The organism is Synechococcus sp. 1G10, assembly GCF_002252625.1.
In the GTDB taxonomy this organism is placed as follows: Bacteria; Cyanobacteriota; Cyanobacteriia; order PCC-6307; family Cyanobiaceae; genus Regnicoccus_A.
This window is the reverse complement of sequence record NZ_NQKW01000009.1, coordinates 81,016-94,187: the sequence shown is the minus strand read 5'-3', so window position 1 is coordinate 94,187 and position 13,172 is coordinate 81,016. Positions and strand designations below refer to the sequence as shown.

Genomic DNA, 13,172 nt, shown 5'->3' with positions numbered 1-13,172 from the left:
GCTGGTTCACACCTCACCATGAGTCAGCCATTCACAGCTGCTCATGCCGCTTTCTGTTGCCTGAAGCAATGGATCCGGCTGCGCTATCCAGCCGTTTCCTGCATCGAAGCCGGGCAGCTCGAGCAGATCCTGGCCGGACATGAGGCTGCCGACTGGTTGATCCTTGATGCGAGATCACCGGCCGAATTCGCTTTCAGTCACCTGGGCGGTTCAGCTTTGGTCGATGCAGACGGCTTGATCGCGGACGTGGGATCGATCAAGGCATTGCCCAGGGACAGGTCGATCGTCGTCTGCTGCTCGGTGGGAGTGCGCAGCGCCGCACGGGTGGCTGAACTACGGCGAGCGGGGTTTTCTCGGGCTTTCAATCTGGACGGTGGACTGTTCAAGTGGGTTCGTGATGGGCGCTCTCTGGTACGTGATGGAGAGCCCACCCTGCTGGTTCACCCATACAATCACCTCTGGGGAAGGCTGCTGCCAGCGAAGAACCGTGGCAGGACAGATTGATGAAGTCCATGACCCATCAGCTCCGTTCCCATGATCTGGATTGGCTGCGGTTGCTGGCCATCGTGCTGCTGATCCCCTTTCACTCAGCCGCTGTCTTCTACGAGGGGGAACTGGGCAGTTTCTACGTCGTCAATGCCCAGAGAAGTGCCGGCCTCGGCATGTTCATTCAGTTCGTGCATCAGTGGCACATGCCACTGTTTTTCTTTCTGGCCGGTGCCGCCAGTTGGTATTCCCTGCAGGCACGCTCTCAAGGGGAGTACCTGCGGCAGCGGCTGCGGAGGCTTCTGCTGCCCCTGCTGATAGGAATCCTGGTGCTTGTTCCGCCACAAGTGTATATCCACGAGCTCCAGGATGGCAGAGAGATCGGTAACTTCCTGCAGTTCTACCCCCTCTTCTTTGATGGCATCCGGCCACTAGGTCATTTCGAGTGGGCTCATCTCTGGTTTCTGGCCTATCTGCTTGTGATCTCGATCGCTTGCTTTCCAGTGATGCTGAGGCTGCGAGGTGATTCCACCGCTAGCGATTCCATTTCATTCTTTTCGATGCCCCCTGGCCTGGGATCGCTGATCATGCTGGCCGTGCCGTTGATGGCGGTTGAGGCCCTGTTGCGTCCACATTGGATCGGCTTTCAGAACCTCTACGACGACTGGGCCAATCTGCTCCTCTATCTGCTGTACTTTTTCTATGGCTTTCTCTTCTGCCGTGACACCTGGTTGTGGTCGGCTCTGGATCAGCACAGGTGGCTCATCTGCGCCACAGCAGGGCTTGGAATGGTGCTCCTGCTGACTCTCGGCATCACGCATATGGTGCCGGAGCGAGCCTATTCAGCGCCCTACATGGCCTATCAGGCCTTTCGAGGTTTCAACAGTTGGTGCTGGGTTCTGGCTCTGCTGGCTCTGGCACGGCCCTACCGGAGCTACAGCCACCCCATCCTCAGTTACGGCAACCAGGCGGCCTTCTCCGTCTATCTGCTCCACCAGCCTGTGATCGTGATCGTCGCGTTCTTCGTGGTGCCGCTTTCTCTGGCCATTCCGGCAAAGTTCGTGTTGATCAGCCTTGCTTCCCTGCTGGGCAGTCTTGGCCTCCATCAGGGCCTGATGCGGCGTTAAGGCTCCCCCAGGATGGCATCGATGGCACAGCTTTCAATCATCATTCCCACCCTGAATGAAGCCACCACCCTGGCGCGCACGTTGCGGCAGGTGAAGGCCTTGTACCCGCCTGCCTGGCAGGTGCTGGTGGTGGATGGCGGCAGCAGCGACAACACTGCGCAGATCGCCGCCGATGCCGGCGTGGTGGTGCTCAGGAGCGAGGGGGCAGGTCGGGCCATCCAGATGAACCATGGGGCCAGAGCGGCCACGGGTGATCTGCTTTGTTTTCTGCATGCGGACACCCTGATCCCCGACGACCTGGTCCAGGTGGCCGAGCGCACCTTGGCGGATACCTCAATTGCCTGCGCTGGCTTCATTTCGCTGATGGGCCATGGCGACAACATTCGCTGGGACATCTCGGCCCTGAACCTGTTGAAAACCTATCTGGCGCCGCTGCTGTTTCGGCCCCATCTTTACCTGAGGGGATTGCGTCTGCTCTTTGGTGATCAGGTGATGATCTGTCGCCGACGAGATTTCAGGTTGTGTGGTGGATTTGATGCAAAGCTCCCGATCATGGAAGACGGAGATCTGTGCCTGCGCATGCTGAGCCAGGGGCGCATCGTGCTGATCAATCGTGTGGTTGAGAGTTCGGATCGCCGTGTTCAGCAATGGGGACGATGGAAAGCGATCACCACCTATCTTTCGATCGGCATCTTCTGGGGGCTTGGCGTACCGCCGAGCCGCCTGAAGCGTTTCTACGAGGACATCCGCTGATTGAGGCTCCAGTCGTAGGGAAGATAAGCCAGCCGCAGCTCAGTTTTTAAATCGGTCGCGCCCTGAAGCTGGGGCAGGATGTAGGCAGGAATGGAGGGTGATGCAGCCAGAAAGTCGGCTTTGTACCACTGGAAGATCTTGCTGCAGTGGAGGATGCCGGCTTCGGCATCAAGGCGCACTTTCTGGGGGTTGTTGACGAAGCGCATCAGGTCATCCTCGAGTTGTTGTTCAACGCGCTCCGGCGTATAGGCCTCGCAGCGCAACAGCGGACACCCCAGTGAGGCGCAGACGATCGCGAAATGAATGCGTGGGTCTTTGCTTTGTTCACGCAGCATCCGATTCTCGATCTGCGCCAGGCTGATCAACTGCGAGCCGAGGCGATGCACCGGCTGTTGGAAGAAGCGCAGAAAGCCGATCCAGTTGGGCAGGCCGAGCAGCTTGGGTCGGATCGAGTCGATGGGATAGCGGCTGAGCACCGCCTGGATCGTGAAGGCGTTGTAGAGGTTGATCCAGTGGGCCAGGTGATCCTGGTGCCCCTTCGTTTCGCAGGATTGCTGGGCCAGCCAGTCGGCGAGGATGGTTGGCTCCCTGGTCAGCCAGGATCGGTAATCCACCCGCCCGTCAGCATCGACGTAGGTGCGGAGCAGTCCATCCCAGGTGGTGAGATCAACCATTGGTTGGAAGCGTAGTGGACTGCTGTTGCAGCGAGACAAGGCGTGGCCCGCAGCTGTTGCCGCTCTCTCGCCAGGGCGCTTCGCATTTCTTTACGGAGGTTGCCAGACTTTTTGCGTCAGCTCTCCCGCCATGACCACCCTCCTGCTTCTTGAGCTCTTCGCCGGCTTTCTAGCTGCCGGCATGGCCCTCTGGTTCATCGTGCTCAGCCGGCCCTCGCCCCGGATCGAACGAGGTCTTTCCTCAGCAGCGGTTGTTCGCTCTGACGCGGGCGGCAGTCTCATGCTCCGTCAAGCTCTGGGCGGCTATTTCCTGAGAAAGGGCTTGACGGTGAACATCGCGCTGCTGGTGCTGCGCCTGGCCATCGGTGGTCTGATGATTCACCACGGCCAGGAGAAACTCGCCGATCCCCAGCAGTTCGCCAACACCTACGTGGCCTCGCTGCATCTCCCGTTCCCGCTGTTCTTCGCTTACGCGGCTGGATTCTCAGAGCTGATCGGCAGTTGGCTGTTGATCCTCGGCCTGCTCACTCCCATTGGAGCTCTCGCCATCACCGGCACCATGACCGTGGCTGCCTACCAGCACATCCTCACGGCCGGCCTCAACATCTATGTGCTTGAACTGGTGCTGCTCTACCTGGGCGGAAGCCTTGCCCTGCTGCTGATCGGTCCAGGCCGCTTCTCCTTCGATGGCGCCATGGTGAACGACCTGATTACCGAGCCAACGCAACCCGCCTCGGAGGATTTCGAATCCGGTTCCATGGTGACTCCTTCCTGAGCATATTCACGCTCTGATCTCGATAACTTTCTAAAGTTCCAGTAAGGTAACACTCCTGGAACTCTTTTTATTTTCTGCTACTAACAAGAGCTTCGCGGCCATCGCCTAATGGTTCTTCACTTCGAGGAAAATCGACCTTTGAGCGTCGGATCAGCTGACCTCTTCAACTCAGTAAGCAAAGTGCGTTCAAGCGCCCAGCTCTGGGATGGACATTGTCAAGCCATCGGGATTTGTCTACGGTGATTTCGAGAAGTACTCCTCATCATGTCTTCGCGATCCCATTGGCTCCCTTTTTGGGTGGCCTGCGTCTTGCTCCCCATGGCAGCGCTACGGGGAGTTGTGCCCGCAGCTTCTGCAGCCAGTGATGATGTAGCGGCGCAGTGCAGAGCAGGGATCAAAGCTTCTGATTGGCAGATTGCTGTGAAGCTGTGCACCCAGGCGATCGAGCTGAACCCGAAGCTCACTGCAGCCTGGATCGACCGTTGTCAGGCCCAGCTTGCACTCGCCAAGGTGAGCGAAGCGATGGTGGATTGTCGTCGGGCCGTGGAGCTGGAACCTGAGAATTCAAACGCCTATCTTCGCCTTGCGGATGTCAAGGCAGCTTCCGTGCCTGTTGATTATTCTGGTGCCCTTGAAGATTACGCCAAATCTATCGCACTCAACCCCAGGAATGGGTTGGCCTATAACAACCGTGGAGTGACCCGGAACTCATCTAAAGATTACAAGGGAGCACTTGCCGACTACAACATGGCCATTGAGTTAGAGCCCAGTGACTCACGGGCTTACTTTAATCGTGGCGAAACACTTTTTCTGCTTGGACAACGCGAGCTCGCCTGTGCCAGCTTCCGACAGGGTCGTGCCCTGAAGCCCGACTTCAAGCCGATGCCTCAGGACTTCGATGCCACCTATCTCAAAAGTTGCAGCTGAGCAAGCATCAGCTCCTTGATGGCTTTGCTGGAACGGCGACGTCAGCACTGGACCTCCGCCAAGACGGCATGTGTCTGATCCAGAGGTAAGGTTCGCCCGCTCCTGTTTTCTGCCACCAGCACCTCCAAAGCCATGAACGTTCTGTTGTTCCTGCTTGTGGGCGTGATCGCCGGATGGCTGGCGGGTGGTCTGGTGATGCATCTGGTGGCAGGGATCATCGGTGCCCTGATCGGTGGCCTGGTGCTGGCTGGCTGGGGCCCTTCCCTCGGTGATGCGCTCCTGGGCAGCGTGCTCAAGGCGGCGATTGGCGCTGCACTGGCAGTGCTGATCCTGAGGCTGATCAAGCGGTCTTGAGCGCGTTGGGGAGTGGCGTGTCAGCTTGGAGGAGGGAGTGCACCATGCGCTGCCCGGTCCCTGGCTGCACCAGCAGGAGGTTTCCCCATGCATGTTCAATCCCTGGATTTGCCCGAAGCCCTGACATTGCTCGGGTTGGAGCAGTTGCCTGAGGATTTCGGCGAGCTCTCACGCCAGGTGGCCTGGCATCAACCCGCCGTTCAGGCCTGGAGTGAATCTCAGACCCTCGCTTATCGTGTGGTCTGGGAGGCCGTGGAGCAGCGGATCGAGCACCCCGGCGACCCCCTCAACGGTTGAGGCTTTCCATCCGCCAGGTCACGAAGCTGCCCACCGGGCTCCAGAGCAGGAAGGGGATCAGCAGCAGCGCCGCTGGCCGCGACAGCTGCAGCACCACCACCGCCAGCGCCACCCCCCAGGCCCAGCCGGCCAGGCCGATCACGGTGCCATTGCGCAGGCTGCGGCTTCGGCAGATCAACAGGGTGTAGCTCTGAACCAGCACCACCATCCCCAGGTAGCCGGCCATCAGCGCCAGGTTGCTGGTGGCCTGCCACACCAGCAGGGCCGAGGCGTAGAAGCAGAGGTAGATCGCCAGCCAGATCGCCGGAATCCAGCGCTCGAAGCTGAGCCAGCGGGGGCGGCGAAGCCGCAGAAACCAGCGGAAGTCGTCCTGAGACGGGTTGAGCAGGGCTCCAACCGCCACGATCACCGCCAGGATCACCAGGGCCGCCACCATCGAGCATCAGTGCAGGGCTCTCCAGGCTGACCGCCCGAGGGGCGCCCATGTTGCGCTTTTTCTCGTGCCGTCATCAATCCGTACCTCGGGAGGGTTCTGCCCATGGCCAGTGCCAACAGCCTCCAGCGCCTGCTGTGTGAGCGCCACTCCGGCCTCGAGGAGGCCCTGGCCGTCTTCGACGATCTGGCGCCGGTGGAGCCCGCCATGCTCTGGGGCCGCTGGCAGGGGAGCGAAATCCGCACTGGCCATCCGATGGAGGGCTGGCTGGAGGTCTGCGGCTGGTATGGCAAGCAGTTTCTCGATTTCGAGACCGTGCATCCGCTGCTGATGCGTATCGGAGCGGGCGAACCCTTCCCGATACGGCCGCTGCCGGGAGCGCTGGAGCTGGCCAGCCGCGTGTCCCCCCAGGCGTTTCAGCTGCCGGGGCCGCTGCTGCGCCGGTCGCTGCTGCTGTTGCGCACCCGGCGCCCCCAGGCTCGCCTTCGGCGGATGGAGGTGCGTGGCGTGGTGAGCGCCACGATGCTCTACGACCACCTGCCGGTGCATGACGCCTTTCGCCTCGTTGACGAGGACACCGTGCTCGGGTTGATGCAGGCCAAGGGGGACCCCCGGCCCTATCTGTTCCTGCTGGAGCGCCGGCCCTGAGGACTGGATTACGTTGACGCCTTGCCGCTGAAGTCGGTAGATGCTGGAGGTGGCCCTGGCGATGCTCGAGCGTGATGGCCGCTGGCTGGTGCAGCTGCGTGATGACATCCCCGGCATCGTCGCTCCAGGTTGCTGGGGCCTCTTCGGCGGCCACCTCGATCCTGGGGAGAGCCCTGATCAGGCCCTGAGGCGGGAGCTGCAGGAGGAAATCAACTGGTGTGCAGGCGACCTTCCCTTCTGGTTCCGTCACAGCACGCCGCAGCGGACCGCCCATTTCTTTCGCTCCAGCCTGCCGTTGCCCCTTGACGACCTTCAGTTGCTGGAAGGCCAGGACATGGTTCTTGCCGGCATCGAGGAGCTGGTCACAGGCCAGGTCTGGAGCCCCAGGCTGCAGCAGGCCCGTCCCCTGGCCCAGTCTCTGCAACTGGCGCTGGAGAACCTGCGCCGGATCCCATGACCGCGGCCGAGGCCTACCTCGACCTGCGCGCCGTGGAGGCCTACCTGGGGACCCGGCGGGTGTTCGACAACCTCAGCCTGCGGCTGCACCGGGGCGAGAACAGCGTGATCCTGGGGCCGAACGGGGCCGGCAAGAGCACCCTGATCAAGTTGCTCAGCCGTGAGATCTACCCAGTGGTCAAGCCGGGTTCACACCTGCGCCTGTTCGGCCGTGAAACGGTCAACCTCTGGGATCTGCGTGCCCGCATCGGCCTGGTCTCCTGCGATCTCCTGACTGGATACGTTGGCGCGGTACCAGCCCGTGACGTGGTGCTCTCGGGTTTCTTCGGTTCGGTGGGGATCGGTCCCAGCCAGCACCCCAGCCTCGGGCAACGCCAGCGGGTGCAGGAGCTGATGGTCAGGTTGGGACTGGAGGATCTGGCCACTCGCCCCTACCGCCAGCTCTCGGATGGCCAGCGCATGCGCCTGCTGCTGGCCCGTGCCCTGGTGCACGATCCCCAGGTGCTGGTGCTGGATGAACCCACCACCGGCCTCGACCTGCGCGCCAAGCACCAGCTGCTGCAGATCCTGCGCGAGCTGGCCCAGGCCGGAACCACCCTGCTGCTGGTCACCCACCAGATCGAGGCGATCATCCCCGAGATCAGCCGCTGTCTGATGCTCCGCCAGGGTGAACTGGTGGCTGATGGCCCAGTGGACGAGCTGCTGGCCGATGGACCCCTCAGCGAGCTGTTCGAAACGCCCCTGCAGGTCTGCAGCGCTGGTGGCTATCGCCAGGTGCTGCCGGCCGCCTCCCCGTGAGCAGGACCTCACCCAGCCTCACCCTGGCTCACCAGTCCTGGCGTTCCCCGCGAGGCTGGTGCAAACTCAGTCCAGGCAGGTCATGGGCATGGCGTTGACCAACCAGCACCGCAGGCCGCTCTTGCTTGGGCTTCTGGCCCTGGCCCCACTGATGGGCCTTCCCCTCTCTGGCGCCGCTGTGGCGATGTCTTCCCCTTGGTGGGAAAACTATGAGGTGCGAGAAACCTTCCTCTGCAACGACACCAATCAGGTGGTGGTGGAGCGCAACGACGCCCAGGCCTCTCTGCTGGCCGGCCGCTCACGCACAACCCTCTTCCGCGAAGACTCTCCGCTGCCCGGCCTGCGCTACGGCACCGATCGTCTGCGTCTGATCCTGCGCGGTGATGAACTCACCCTGGAGAGGCTGCCGCAGCGGATGCTCTGCCTGCGCACTGATCAGGTCTGATGGCATGACACCCCTCTCCGACCGCACCGTGCTGCTGCTGATGGCCATCACCCTCGGAGCGGTGGCGGCCCTGGTGTTCTGGACTGTGCGGCTTCAGCCGGCCCGGGAGACCCCTTTGCTCTGGAAGGAGGCCCCCGGCCGCAGCAGTCCTGCCGCCCCGGCGGGCCAGCCGAAGGGCACCCTGCTCTGAATCCATTGGCAACCCCCAGCGACGGCGCGGAGAGAAAACGACAGCTTCACCCCTTGCCGAAGGGGCTTGTGGAGCTCTACGGGCTGCTGGCGGTGCTGTTCGTGCTTGTGCCTGAGTGGATGGCCGGCGGTGCGATGCGCTCGATCCCCGGGGTGAACCAGGGCAACCCCTTGCCGGTCACTGCCAGTGCCTGGCGACGGTTGCCGGAGTTGCGCCTGGCGGCTCTGAGCCTGGCCCAGTTGCGTCAGCTGGCGCGGCGCCTGCGGCTCTGGGGTTACGCCAGCTTGAGCCGCGAACGGCTCACGATCCAGATTCTGAGGCGGCTCAAACGGGTGCGCACCTGGGAGTCGTGGCTGCCGCGGGGGCTGTGATAGCTTCCATTCCGACGGGGCGTAGCGCAGCTTGGTAGCGCACCACTTTGGGGTAGTGGGGGTCGTGGGTTCAAATCCCGCCGCTCCGATTCATCAACCGTTCATCATCTCTTCACCGGCTCCCCCAGCCGGTTTTTTTGTGTCCTGATCTGCCAGCACCTCCGGCTGCAGGCGGCCCAACCGCCTGGTCTGCTTCTGGATCAGCACCTTCCCAGAACATTCTCGTCTTCGCTGTTGTTGTCTTCACAGCTGGCATCAACAAGCTGCCTGCTCCCAGCACTCAATGCAGGTGTGGCTGATCGCTAGACCCCATAGGCTTCGTCTCAAGACGTTCGGACGTTCAAGGCGGATGGATCCTGGCTGGAGTGACGAGCCCGCCTTTGATGACCGGCTGGGCGATCAACCGCTGGAGCAGCGGGCCGAACTGGTGCGTCAGCGGCGCCGCTGGTTCTGGGGGGAGGGATATGCGCTGGTGCGGATGTTGCAGCGCTTTCTGCTTGAGGCGCCAGGTCTGGCCCAGAGCCTGGGCTATGCCGACACCGAGAGCCTGTTGCGGGAGGGCTATGGCCTCGATCTGGTGCTGGGTGAACGCATCGGCCTGCGCTTCACTCAGGAGCCCGGTGTGCCGAGTGCCCGGCTTTGCAGCTTCTGCGGAGAGGCCTTCAGCGCCCGTCGCCGCGATGCCCGCTATTGCTCCAACATCTGCCGATCCCGGGCGAGCCGCCAGCGACGGCGTCTTGAGCCGCGGCCCTGACTCAGCCAACCCAGTTTTTGAGAGACCAGAGCATCTCGCCGGCATCCCAACCCTGTCCATCAAACAGCGCCACGGCTCTTTCGTCCTCGCTCTCCAGCAGCAGGTGAGCGAAACTCTTCGCCAGTTCCGCCGCCGTGAAACTGAATCCCGCTTCGCCCGCCAGGGCCGAAATGTCTTCGGCTTTGAGGGCCAGTTTCACCTTGTACTGCAGATCCTCGTCGGCTTTGAGGCACTCGATGAACTGTTCAACGGATGGAACCATTGGCGGGAAGGATCTGAGCTGATTCGCCAGCATCATGCAGCGCCATTGATCTGTCAATCAAACCCAATTCACTGTCGCGCAGAGGTGACTGGTTAAGAACAAGTTAATCAGTGGATGATGAAGACCCGCTCAGCTTGCCTGGGTTCACGCCAGTCCACCCGAGCCCAGCCGAGTCCAGCCGAGCCGTCACAGCGCTGATCAGCGCCCGAACATTGTCCAGTCCTGGAACCAGCCGCGGCGCCACAGCCAGAAACTCTGCAGCAGTGCCACCAGCCCCATCAAGATCAGAATAATAAAGTAGCCATATTTCAAGCTGAGCTCGGGCATGTTGATGAAATTCATGCCATAGATTCCTGCAATGAAGGTCAGTGGAGCAAAGATCGTCGACACGATCGTGAGCGTTTTCATCACCTGGTTCATGCGATTGCTGATGCTGGCCATGTAGGCATCGGTCACCGAGTCGCACTGGTGCCGCAGCAGCTCACAGGCCTCGAAGATCAGCACCACCCGCTGCTCCATGTCGTGGAAACCGTGCAGGGCATCAGGCCCAAGCAACCGCTGGTTCTGGCGCAGGAGCACCATGATCTGATGGCGCAGGGGCCACACCTGTCCACGGATGTCCCGCAGGCTGCTTCGGGTCTGGTAGGTGCGGCTGAGCAGCCGTGGCTTGGGCCGCAGCAGGGCGGCCTCCTCCAGTTGCTCCAGCAGTTCCGCCAGATGTTCCAGCAGTGGAAAGAAACCGTCGAGCAGTTCATCAATCAGGAAGTGGAGAATGTCATCGAGGTCGTCCCGCGTCGGTGCTGGATCCAGGTAGGAGAGCCACTGGGTGAGCTGGGGGAACGACCCAGCGCTGGGCACTTCCTCCAGGCTGATCAGCAGGTCGGGCAGCAGCAGGAAGCCCACCTGCTCGCCGATCAGGCGGTCGGGTGTCTCGGAGAAACTGAAGCGGTGCAGCACCGCCAGCACCACATCACCGATCGAATCCACCCGCGGCCGCTGGGGATGCTCCAGCAGGGGAGCCTGCACCTGGGGCGGCACCCCGAGGGTGTCGAGCACCGTGCGGATCATGGTCGTGTCGGCCAGGCCCTGGAGGCGAACCCAGAGCGGCACCCCGCGGCTCAGCAGGGGCTCGAGCTCCTGGGCTCCCCCCAGCTCGCGCTCCTCGATCCCGGTTGGCTCAAAACAGACCACCGAGAGCCGCGTGGGTGCCCGGCCGCCGTGGATGAAGAGCTGGCTTGGCAGATCACCGGGCCGCTCCGCCAGTCGTCTGGAGCGGAGGGTGCCCGGGTCAAAGCGCGTCATCCACGCGTTGTAGCCACACTCGCTCCACCAGGGGAGGGGGCGGTGCGCTGGAGCAGGTGCTCGAGCACCAGGCCCGTAGCCAGCAGGCTTCCCTGCAGCAGCAGGCAGCCGCCGATCTGTGCGCGGCGTTCCCAGAGCAGGCCTGTCATGAGATCAGCGGAAAGGTTCTGCAGTTGAGACGACCTGCCCCCGCCGCGTTGCTACCTGGGCGACATCGCGGGGCATGGGGGAGCACCGGAGGCTCTCGGCAGCTCCGCCTCGGCGCCGCCATCCATGCTCAGGCCAACCTGGTGAGCGCTCCGTACCCCGCCAGCCAGCGGTTCACCCGGGGCCGGATCGAGGGGGGCACTTCCTGCAGCAACTGGTCGAGCTCAAGGGCCCCCAGGCGGCGCAGATCCCGCACGTTCACCCTCCAGAGGGCTTCTGCCTCACGGATCAGTCGTGCCCAGGTGCGCGCCTTCTGCCAGCGGCGCAACTGCTGCTGATGGCGGCGCCTCTCCAGCCGGACTGCCCCTGCCCGCTGCTCCATTGCCATGGTTGCCCTCGGGAATTGCGCCGCTGCCAACAGCTTGCGTCTGGCGGCTGCGCTTGACAGCGTTTGGAGGCAATGGAGTCGTGATCGGATGCAATCGCGGCGTGCGCCGGCATCGAGGCAGGCCACCTCGGCGGTGGGTTCAGGCGGCGTGGCGCCCGGCCGTATCCGGCTCCACCGGCCTGACGGGGAAATCGAGCTCCTTGACCTCCCGCTCGCTCAGGCGGCGGCTCCAGGCCTTCGCCACCGGCTCGTTCCAGCGGAATCCCGCTTCCCGTGCCCGATGGCGCTGCTCGTAAGGCAGCTCGGCCCGGTAGAGGCGCCGTGGCTCCAGCCCCGCCAGCAGCAGAGATTCCAGAGCCTCGCAGCGCTCGAACACCTGGGCCAGGTAGATGCAATCGGTGAGTGCCCGGTGAGCGGCCCAGACTGGGATGCCGAACGCCAGGGCCAGATCACGCACCGAAGGGGTGGCCTTCAGGCGGCACTCGCTCGGCCAGCGCAGGTCTTCCATGCTGCAGATCCAGGGTTTCTCGATCCCAGGCAGGTGGCCACGGCCGAACCAGGCCCGATCGAAGGCGGCGTTATGGGCCACCACCGCATCGGCGCTGGCCACCAGCTCCTGGAAATAGGTGAGCCCGGCCTGCCAGGGCTGCTCCAGCCGACTCACGGCGGCATCGATGCCGTTGATGGCCTTCGCCGGGTTGCTGTGGCAGGGCAGCAGCAGCGAAAGCTGGCTGAGCACGGCGCGGCTGGGGACATGAAACAGCACCGCTCCCACTTCGATGCAGTGGTCGCGCTCGGGATCCAGGCCTGTGGTCTCCGTGTCGAGGATCAGCAGACGCTGGGGACAGGCCACGGCGGAGCTGGTGGTTTCGGCTGGTTCAGCAGGCTCCGCTTCCGCCTCAGCTTCCGCTCCCGCTTCGGCGGCGGTGGCGGCGGGCACGACGCTGAGCAGGCTGGTCTGCTGCCAGCGGTGGGTCGGTTGGGCCATGGGCCAGCTCACCCCAGCTTGGTTTGCTCCCATGATCCCAGCTCCGGCGAGCGAATGGCAGGGATGGCGCGATCGCCGGGCCCCCACGCTGCCTAGGCTGACTTTCATTGCAATTGACGCATCCGTGGGTAAGGCCATCCAGGTCGGTGACAGGGCACCCCTGATCGACCTGAAGGATCAGAACGGGACCGAGCGCCGCAGCGATCAGCTCGCAGGCAGGCCGCTGGTGCTCTTCTTCTATCCCAAGGACGACACCCCCGGCTGCACGATGGAGGCCTGCGCATTCCGCGACAACTACAGCGAGTTGCAGGCCCTCGGCGCTGAGGTGTGGGGCGTGAGCGGCGACGACGGCGCCAGCCATGGGCGCTTCTCCCAACGGCACCAGCTCCCTTACCCCCTGCTGGTGGACCAGGGCAACAGCCTGCGTCAGGCCTTCGGGGTACCCGGCGCCCTGCTCAACCTGCTGCCGGGCCGCGTCACCTACGTGATCGATGGGGGTGGGGTGGTGCGCCACGTTTTCAACAACCTGCTGGATGGACCGGCCCATGCCCGCGAGGCCATGGCCGCCCTGCAGCGGCTGGTTCCCCAGGCCTGAAG

At 63.1% G+C, this 13,172-nt stretch carries 22 protein-coding genes and 1 tRNA gene; 16 read left to right on the top strand and 7 right to left on the bottom strand.

Going from position 1 to position 13,172, the window contains the following annotated elements:
* The first annotated feature begins 18 nt into the window (after nucleotides 1–18).
* The 3 genes from CJZ82_RS19625 to CJZ82_RS10065 are packed head-to-tail and all read left to right on the top strand — an operon-like array spanning nucleotide 19 to nucleotide 2,366.
* Nucleotides 19–504 carry a rhodanese-like domain-containing protein gene (locus CJZ82_RS19625; protein WP_094555639.1) on the top strand — a complete coding sequence of 162 codons (486 nt, stop codon included), beginning with the start codon at nucleotides 19–21 and terminating at the stop codon, nucleotides 502–504.
* Nucleotides 505–512: 8 nt separating this feature from the next.
* Entirely contained in the window at nucleotides 513–1,613 is a 1,101-nt protein-coding gene (locus tag CJZ82_RS10070; protein WP_158218545.1) for an acyltransferase family protein, read from the top strand.
* A gap of 21 nt (nucleotides 1,614–1,634) precedes the next feature.
* Complete coding sequence (locus CJZ82_RS10065; protein WP_094555697.1) at nucleotides 1,635–2,366, top strand: TIGR04283 family arsenosugar biosynthesis glycosyltransferase; 732 nt, start codon at nucleotides 1,635–1,637, stop codon at nucleotides 2,364–2,366.
* Here the strand turns inward: CJZ82_RS10065 and CJZ82_RS10060 are convergent.
* Nucleotides 2,348–3,040: a DUF547 domain-containing protein gene (locus tag CJZ82_RS10060; protein ID WP_094555637.1), complete on the bottom strand. Its 693-nt coding sequence runs from the start codon at nucleotides 3,038–3,040 to the stop codon at nucleotides 2,348–2,350. The genes CJZ82_RS10065 and CJZ82_RS10060 overlap by 19 nt on opposite strands.
* Nucleotides 3,041–3,170: 130 nt before the next feature.
* Here CJZ82_RS10060 and CJZ82_RS10055 point away from each other — a divergent pair, with 130 nt between their 5' ends.
* From CJZ82_RS10055 to CJZ82_RS10040, 4 genes are all read left to right on the top strand, one after another.
* Complete coding sequence (locus tag CJZ82_RS10055; protein WP_094555636.1) at nucleotides 3,171–3,815, top strand: DoxX family protein; 645 nt, start codon at nucleotides 3,171–3,173, stop codon at nucleotides 3,813–3,815.
* Between the two features lie 339 nt (nucleotides 3,816–4,154).
* Nucleotides 4,155–4,742, top strand: a complete 588-nt coding sequence (locus tag CJZ82_RS10050; RefSeq protein WP_233130182.1) for a tetratricopeptide repeat protein — start codon at nucleotides 4,155–4,157, stop codon at nucleotides 4,740–4,742.
* A 132-nt stretch (nucleotides 4,743–4,874) separates the two neighbouring features.
* Complete coding sequence (locus CJZ82_RS10045; RefSeq protein WP_094555634.1) at nucleotides 4,875–5,096, top strand: GlsB/YeaQ/YmgE family stress response membrane protein; 222 nt, start codon at nucleotides 4,875–4,877, stop codon at nucleotides 5,094–5,096.
* 87 nt (nucleotides 5,097–5,183) lie between these two features.
* Nucleotides 5,184–5,393, top strand: coding sequence for a hypothetical protein (locus CJZ82_RS10040; protein ID WP_094555633.1), 210 nt, complete (start codon nucleotides 5,184–5,186; stop codon nucleotides 5,391–5,393).
* Here CJZ82_RS10040 and CJZ82_RS10035 read toward each other — a convergent pair.
* A complete protein-coding gene (locus CJZ82_RS10035) occupies nucleotides 5,383–5,829 on the bottom strand; it encodes a TspO/MBR family protein (RefSeq protein WP_094555632.1) in 447 nt (148 codons plus the stop codon). The two genes, CJZ82_RS10040 and CJZ82_RS10035, sit on opposite strands and share 11 nt — an antisense overlap.
* Before the next feature lie 102 nt (nucleotides 5,830–5,931).
* Between CJZ82_RS10035 and CJZ82_RS10030 the strand changes: the two genes are divergently transcribed.
* The 8 genes from CJZ82_RS10030 (at nucleotide 5,932) to CJZ82_RS09995 (ending at nucleotide 9,488) form a co-directional block, all read left to right on the top strand.
* Nucleotides 5,932–6,474: a DUF4334 domain-containing protein gene (locus CJZ82_RS10030; protein ID WP_094555631.1), complete on the top strand. Its 543-nt coding sequence runs from the start codon at nucleotides 5,932–5,934 to the stop codon at nucleotides 6,472–6,474.
* A 40-nt stretch (nucleotides 6,475–6,514) separates the two neighbouring features.
* Nucleotides 6,515–6,931, top strand: coding sequence for an NUDIX hydrolase (locus tag CJZ82_RS10025; protein ID WP_094555630.1), 417 nt, complete (start codon nucleotides 6,515–6,517; stop codon nucleotides 6,929–6,931).
* Nucleotides 6,928–7,728, top strand: coding sequence for an ABC transporter ATP-binding protein (locus tag CJZ82_RS10020; protein WP_094555629.1), 801 nt, complete (start codon nucleotides 6,928–6,930; stop codon nucleotides 7,726–7,728). The genes CJZ82_RS10025 and CJZ82_RS10020 overlap by 4 nt, the downstream gene beginning before the upstream one ends.
* 88 nt (nucleotides 7,729–7,816) lie before the next feature.
* Complete coding sequence (locus CJZ82_RS10015; protein ID WP_094555696.1) at nucleotides 7,817–8,173, top strand: hypothetical protein; 357 nt, start codon at nucleotides 7,817–7,819, stop codon at nucleotides 8,171–8,173.
* A 4-nt stretch (nucleotides 8,174–8,177) separates the two neighbouring features.
* The gene (locus CJZ82_RS10010; RefSeq protein ID WP_094555628.1) at nucleotides 8,178–8,363 is read left to right on the top strand and encodes a hypothetical protein; all 186 of its coding nucleotides are present in this window, start codon (nucleotides 8,178–8,180) and stop codon (nucleotides 8,361–8,363) included.
* A gap of 53 nt (nucleotides 8,364–8,416) precedes the next feature.
* Entirely contained in the window at nucleotides 8,417–8,734 is a 318-nt protein-coding gene (locus CJZ82_RS10005; RefSeq protein WP_094555627.1) for a hypothetical protein, read from the top strand.
* Nucleotides 8,735–8,749: 15 nt separating this feature from the next.
* A tRNA-Pro gene (locus CJZ82_RS10000) sits at nucleotides 8,750–8,823 on the top strand.
* 260 nt (nucleotides 8,824–9,083) lie between these two features.
* Nucleotides 9,084–9,488 (top strand): hypothetical protein, encoded by a 405-nt coding sequence (locus CJZ82_RS09995; protein ID WP_094555626.1) that lies wholly within the window; start codon nucleotides 9,084–9,086, stop codon nucleotides 9,486–9,488.
* Between the two features lies 1 nt (nucleotide 9,489).
* On the opposite strand, the gene CJZ82_RS09990 is transcribed toward CJZ82_RS09995, so the two are convergent.
* From CJZ82_RS09990 to CJZ82_RS09975, 5 genes are all read right to left on the bottom strand, one after another.
* Entirely contained in the window at nucleotides 9,490–9,750 is a 261-nt protein-coding gene (locus CJZ82_RS09990; RefSeq protein WP_158218543.1) for a Nif11-like leader peptide family RiPP precursor, read from the bottom strand.
* Nucleotides 9,751–9,948: 198 nt separating this feature from the next.
* Nucleotides 9,949–11,052, bottom strand: coding sequence for a magnesium/cobalt transporter CorA (gene corA / locus CJZ82_RS09985; RefSeq protein WP_094555624.1), 1,104 nt, complete (start codon nucleotides 11,050–11,052; stop codon nucleotides 9,949–9,951).
* Entirely contained in the window at nucleotides 11,049–11,201 is a 153-nt protein-coding gene (locus CJZ82_RS18390; protein ID WP_158218542.1) for a hypothetical protein, read from the bottom strand. The genes corA and CJZ82_RS18390 overlap by 4 nt, the downstream gene beginning before the upstream one ends.
* A gap of 128 nt (nucleotides 11,202–11,329) precedes the next feature.
* Complete coding sequence (locus CJZ82_RS09980; RefSeq protein WP_094555623.1) at nucleotides 11,330–11,587, bottom strand: hypothetical protein; 258 nt, start codon at nucleotides 11,585–11,587, stop codon at nucleotides 11,330–11,332.
* A gap of 139 nt (nucleotides 11,588–11,726) precedes the next feature.
* A complete protein-coding gene (locus CJZ82_RS09975; protein WP_094555695.1) occupies nucleotides 11,727–12,575 on the bottom strand; it encodes a 3'-5' exonuclease in 849 nt (282 codons plus the stop codon).
* A 124-nt stretch (nucleotides 12,576–12,699) separates the two neighbouring features.
* Between CJZ82_RS09975 and CJZ82_RS09970 the strand changes: the two genes are divergently transcribed.
* A complete protein-coding gene (locus CJZ82_RS09970) occupies nucleotides 12,700–13,170 on the top strand; it encodes a peroxiredoxin (protein ID WP_094555622.1) in 471 nt (156 codons plus the stop codon).
* Nucleotides 13,171–13,172 lie beyond the last annotated feature (2 nt).

Bases quoted from the DNA above. Each gene is read 5' to 3' on its own strand.
- CJZ82_RS19625 (WP_094555639.1), top strand. From the start codon at position 19: ATGAGTCAGCCATTCACAGCTGCTCATGCCGCTTTCTGTTGCCTGAAG.
- CJZ82_RS10070 (WP_158218545.1), top strand. From the start codon at position 513: ATGACCCATCAGCTCCGTTCCCATGATCTGGATTGGCTGCGGTTGCTG.
- CJZ82_RS10065 (WP_094555697.1), top strand. From the start codon at position 1,635: ATGGCACAGCTTTCAATCATCATTCCCACCCTGAATGAAGCCACCACC.
- CJZ82_RS10060 (WP_094555637.1), bottom strand. From the start codon at position 3,040: ATGGTTGATCTCACCACCTGGGATGGACTGCTCCGCACCTACGTCGAT.
- CJZ82_RS10055 (WP_094555636.1), top strand. From the start codon at position 3,171: ATGACCACCCTCCTGCTTCTTGAGCTCTTCGCCGGCTTTCTAGCTGCC.
- CJZ82_RS10045 (WP_094555634.1), top strand. From the start codon at position 4,875: ATGAACGTTCTGTTGTTCCTGCTTGTGGGCGTGATCGCCGGATGGCTG.
- CJZ82_RS10040 (WP_094555633.1), top strand. From the start codon at position 5,184: ATGCATGTTCAATCCCTGGATTTGCCCGAAGCCCTGACATTGCTCGGG.
- CJZ82_RS10035 (WP_094555632.1), bottom strand. From the start codon at position 5,829: ATGGTGGCGGCCCTGGTGATCCTGGCGGTGATCGTGGCGGTTGGAGCC.
- CJZ82_RS10030 (WP_094555631.1), top strand. From the start codon at position 5,932: ATGGCCAGTGCCAACAGCCTCCAGCGCCTGCTGTGTGAGCGCCACTCC.
- CJZ82_RS10025 (WP_094555630.1), top strand. From the start codon at position 6,515: ATGCTGGAGGTGGCCCTGGCGATGCTCGAGCGTGATGGCCGCTGGCTG.
- CJZ82_RS10020 (WP_094555629.1), top strand. From the start codon at position 6,928: ATGACCGCGGCCGAGGCCTACCTCGACCTGCGCGCCGTGGAGGCCTAC.
- CJZ82_RS10015 (WP_094555696.1), top strand. From the start codon at position 7,817: ATGGCGTTGACCAACCAGCACCGCAGGCCGCTCTTGCTTGGGCTTCTG.
- CJZ82_RS10010 (WP_094555628.1), top strand. From the start codon at position 8,178: ATGACACCCCTCTCCGACCGCACCGTGCTGCTGCTGATGGCCATCACC.
- CJZ82_RS09995 (WP_094555626.1), top strand. From the start codon at position 9,084: ATGGATCCTGGCTGGAGTGACGAGCCCGCCTTTGATGACCGGCTGGGC.
- CJZ82_RS09990 (WP_158218543.1), bottom strand. From the start codon at position 9,750: ATGGTTCCATCCGTTGAACAGTTCATCGAGTGCCTCAAAGCCGACGAG.
- corA (WP_094555624.1), bottom strand. From the start codon at position 11,052: ATGACGCGCTTTGACCCGGGCACCCTCCGCTCCAGACGACTGGCGGAG.
- CJZ82_RS18390 (WP_158218542.1), bottom strand. From the start codon at position 11,201: ATGACAGGCCTGCTCTGGGAACGCCGCGCACAGATCGGCGGCTGCCTG.
- CJZ82_RS09980 (WP_094555623.1), bottom strand. From the start codon at position 11,587: ATGGCAATGGAGCAGCGGGCAGGGGCAGTCCGGCTGGAGAGGCGCCGC.
- CJZ82_RS09975 (WP_094555695.1), bottom strand. From the start codon at position 12,575: ATGGCCCAACCGACCCACCGCTGGCAGCAGACCAGCCTGCTCAGCGTC.